Annotated in this window: 1 protein-coding gene; it reads left to right on the top strand. The window is 69.6% G+C overall.

The window, feature by feature from the left end:
- Positions 1–4533 (top strand): beta-ketoacyl synthase N-terminal-like domain-containing protein (locus ACYVF3_RS23745; RefSeq protein ID WP_461156475.1); only part of this gene is annotated, 4533 nt, incomplete at both ends.

Here is a 4533-nt window from a genome sequence, read left to right as displayed (position 1 = left end):
TGCTGCGCGGGCTGGTCCGGACGCGGGCTCGCCGGTCGCTGGCCGGTTCGCGTGCCGCGGAATCCCTGGTCACCGGCCTCGCAGGGTTGGGGGCGCCCGAACGTCGGGAAGCGCTGCTGGAACTGGTGCGCGGCGAGGTCGCCGCGGTGCTGGGGCACACCGACGGCAAGGCCATCGAACCGACGAGGGCGTTCCAGGACTCGGGTTTCGACTCGCTGACCGCGGTCGAGCTGCGCAACCGTCTCGGCGCCACGGCCGGACTGCGGTTGCCGGCCACGCTCGTCTTCGACCACCCGAACGCCCAAGCCCTCGCCGAGCACCTGGACGACGAGCTCTTCGGTGCCGGCGCGCAGGACGCCGCGAACGCCCCGGTCCTGCTCAACACCAGCGACGACCCGGTGGTCATCGTCGGCATGGCGTGCCGCTACCCGGGTGGCGTGTCGTCGCCGGAGGACCTGTGGCGGTTGGTGTCCGACGGGGTGGACGCGATCTCGGAGTTCCCCGACAACCGCGGCTGGCCCCTGGACACCCTGTTCCACTCCGATCCCGGCCACATCGGAACCTCCTACGCGCGGGCCGGTGGATTCCTCAGCGAGGCAGGGGACTTCGACGCCGACTTCTTCGGGATGAGCCCGCGCGAGGCCCTGGCGACCGACGCGCAGCAGCGCTTGCTGCTGGAAGTCGCGTGGGAGTCGTTGGAGCGCGCGGGAATCGACCCGGTCTCGTTGCGCGGCAGCCAGACCGGCATGTTCGCCGGTGTCATGTACAGCGACTACAGCTCGCTGCTCAACGGAGGTGACTTCGAGGGTCACCAGGGGCAGGGCAGTTCGCCCAGCATCGCCACCGGTCGCGTCTCCTACACCCTCGGTTTCGAGGGGCCTGCGGTGACGGTGGACACGGCGTGCTCGTCGTCGTTGGTGTCGATGCACTGGGCGATGCAGGCGTTGCGCAGCGGTGAGTGCTCGTTGGCGCTGGCCGGTGGTGTGACCGTGATGTCCACGCCGGGGCCGTTCGTGGAGTTCTCCCGCCAAGGGGGCCTCTCGCCGGACGGGCGGTGCAGGTCCTTCGGCGAGTCGGCGGACGGAGTGGGATGGTCCGAAGGCGTGGGTCTGCTGGTGTTGGAGCGTCTTTCGGACGCTCGGCGCAACGGGCATGAGGTCTTGGCGGTGGTGCGGGGTTCGGCGGTGAACTCCGATGGTGCCTCCAACGGGCTCACGGCCCCGAACGGGCCGTCGCAGCAGCGGGTGATCCGCCAGTCCTTGGCCAGCGCCGGTCTGTCCACTTCGGATGTTGATGTGGTCGAGGCGCACGGGACCGGGACGACTCTGGGTGATCCGATCGAGGCGCAGGCGTTGCTGGCGACCTATGGTCAGGACCGGGAGCGGCCGTTGCTGTTGGGTTCGATCAAGTCCAACATCGGGCACACTCAGGCGGCGGCCGGTGTTGCCGGCGTGATCAAGATGATCGCGGCCATGCAGCACGGTGTTCTGCCTCGCACGTTGCACGCGGACGTGCCGTCGTCGCACGTGGATTGGGAATCCGGCTCCGTCGCACTGCTGACCTCGCCGAGCGAGTGGCCGGAGACCGGCCGTCCCCGCCGGGCCGCGGTGTCCTCCTTCGGCGTCAGCGGGACGAACGCGCACGTGATCCTGGAGCAGGGTCCTGCGGTCGAGCAGCCCGCCGACGAACCGCAGGTGGTTCCCGCAGCGGTTCCGTGGCTGCTCACGGCGAAGTCCGAAGCGGCCCTGGACGCCCAGGCCGCGCGACTCCGCGCGCTCGAAGGAACCCCGACCGACGTCGGCTACTCGCTGGTGACCTCGCGCTCGGTCTTCGAGCACCGCAAGGTCTTGCTGGCTGAGCGTGGGGGTGTGACCGAGGTCGCTTCGGGCTCTGCGGCTGAGGGTTCGTTGGCGGTGTTGTTCGCGGGTCAGGGTTCGCAGCGTCTGGGGATGGGTCGGGAGCTGTATGACCGGTTCCCGGTGTTCGCGGAGGCGTTGGATGGGGTCCTGGGGTACCTGGATCCTTCGGTGCGCGAGGTGATGTGGGGTGCTGAGGCTGATGCGCTGAATGAGACCGGCATGGCCCAGCCCGCGCTGTTCGCTCTCGAGGTGGCGTTGTTCCGGTTGGTGGAGTCGTTCGGTGTGCGGCCGGATTTTGTGGCGGGGCATTCGATTGGTGAGATCGCGGCTGCGCATGTGGCTGGGGTGTTCTCGTTGGAGGACGCGTGCGTGTTGATCAGTGCTCGGGCGCGTTTGATGCAGGCGCTTCCGGCTGGTGGTGTGATGGTGGCGGTGCGGGCTGGTGAGTCCGAGGTCGTGCCGTATGTGACCGAGAGTGTGTCGGTCGCTGCGGTGAACGGCCCGTCGTCGGTGGTGCTGGCCGGTGACGAGGCTGCGGTGGCGGACGTGGTGTCGCGGTGGGAGTCGAAGCGCCTGGAGGTGTCGCACGCGTTCCACTCGTCGTTGATGGATCCGGTGCTGGAGGACTTCCGCCAGTCCATCAGCGGTCTGACGTTCCACACTCCCAGCGTCGCGATCGCGACCAGCGGTGATGTGAGCGACCCCGAGTTCTGGGTGCAGCACGTTCGGGAGACGGTGCGGTTCGCCGATGCTGTGGCCGACCTGTCCGACGCGGGTGCGACGGCGTTCCTCGAACTCGGCCCCGACGGGGTTCTGTCCGCCCTGGCCGCCGAGTCCGTCCCCGACGACGTGACGGTGACCCCGGCGCTGCGCAAGGACCGCGCCGAAGAAGCCGCGCTGCTGACGGCGCTGGCCCGGCTGCACGTCACCGGCTTCGGCATCGACTGGCTCCCCGCCTTCGCGAGGACGGGGGCTCGCAGGATCGCCCTGCCCACCTACGCCTTCCAGCACCGGCGCTACTGGCCGATCCTGCCGGTTCGCCGCGGCGACGTCACCGGCTTCGGCTTGGTCGACGTCGAGCACCCGCTGCTCGGTGCGAGCACGGAAATCGCCGGCTCGGACGAGTACCTGTTCACCAACCGCCTGTCGGTGAGCTCGCAGCCGTGGCTGGCCGACCACGTCATCATGGGCCAGGTCCTGGTTCCCGGCGCGGCTCTGGTGGAGCTCGCGCTGAGGGCGGGCGACGAGGTCGGCTGCGATCGCGTCGACGAGCTGACCCTGGCCACCCCGCTGGCGCTGCCCGAATCCGGAGCCCTCCAGGTTCAGGTGGCCGTGGGTGCCGCTGACGAGTCGGGTGACCGCACCATCGCGGTGCTGTCCCGGCCCGCCGACGCCGTTGACGCGGTCTGGACGGAACACGTGAGCGGAACCCTCACCAGCGGAGCACGACCTCTCGTGTTCGACGACGGCCTCGAACCGCCTGCGGACGCCGAAGTGCTCGACGTGTCCCGGGTCTACGACCTGTTCGCCGAGGCCGGGTTCGAGTACGGCCCGGTGTTCCAGGGACTGCGCTCGGCGCGATGGCTCGGTGACGAGGTGTACGCCGAGGTGGTCCTGCCGGAGGGGACCGAGACCAGCGGGTTCGGCATCCACCCGGCCCTGCTCGACGCGTGCGTGCACGCGGCCGGGGCCACCGGTGACGGTGCGGCCGGTCTGCCGTTCTCCTGGTCGGGTGTGTCGCTGCACGCCACGGGAGCAGCGGACCTGCGCGTGCGCTTGGCCAAGAACGCCGACGGCTCGATGTCCCTTGCGCTGGCCGACCCGGCCGGAACCCCGGTCGCCTCGGTGGAATCGCTGACCGTGCGCGCGGTGTCCCCCGAAGGACTCGCCGCAGCACGGGATCGCGACTCCCTCTTCGGCCTGCAGTGGACGCCGGCAGCGCTGCCCGCCGACCAGGACGCACCGGAGTTCGCGGTTCTCGGCCCGGACGACTGGGGGCTGCCGGGATCCGCGCACGAGGACTTGAGCACGGTCGAGGCCGGCGTGGTGCTGGTGCCGATCACGGGTGCCCAGAACGCCGCCTCCTCCGCCCACGACCTCGCCGCACACGCCCTCGGTCTGGTGCAGGAGTGGTTGTCGGGGGAGCGGTTTGACGGGTCGCGTTTGGTGTTCGTGACGCGGGGTGTGGTGTCGGGTGAGGATGTGGCTGCGGCTGCTGTGTGGGGTTTGGTGCGGTCGGCGCAGTCGGAGCATCCGGGTCGTTTCGGGCTGCTGGACCTGGATTCTGGGCTGGTGGACGAGTCGGTGATCCGGCGGGCTCTGTCCAGCGATGAGCCGCAGGTGCTGGTTCGTGGTGGTGAGGTTTTGGCTGCTCGGTTGGGGCGGGTGGCTTCGCAGGACGTGTCGGTGGAGTGGGATGTCGAGGGTTCGGTTCTGGTCACGGGTGGCACGGGTGGTTTGGGTGCTGTGGTGGCCCGGCACTTGGTGTTGGAGAAGGGCGTCCGCGACCTGCTCCTGGTGAGCCGGCGCGGCCCGGACACCGTGGGAGTCGACGAGCTGATCGACGATCTGACCGGTCTCGGCGCTAGCGTGGATGTGGTGGCGTGTGATGTTGCGGATCGGGCTGCGGTGTCGGATGTGCTTGCGGGTCGGTGTGTTTCGGCTGTGGTGCACG

It is taken from the genome of Saccharopolyspora tripterygii (genome assembly GCF_054778355.1).
Note: the sequence above shows the minus strand (reverse complement) of the source record. Positions and strands in the feature narration are given on the sequence as shown.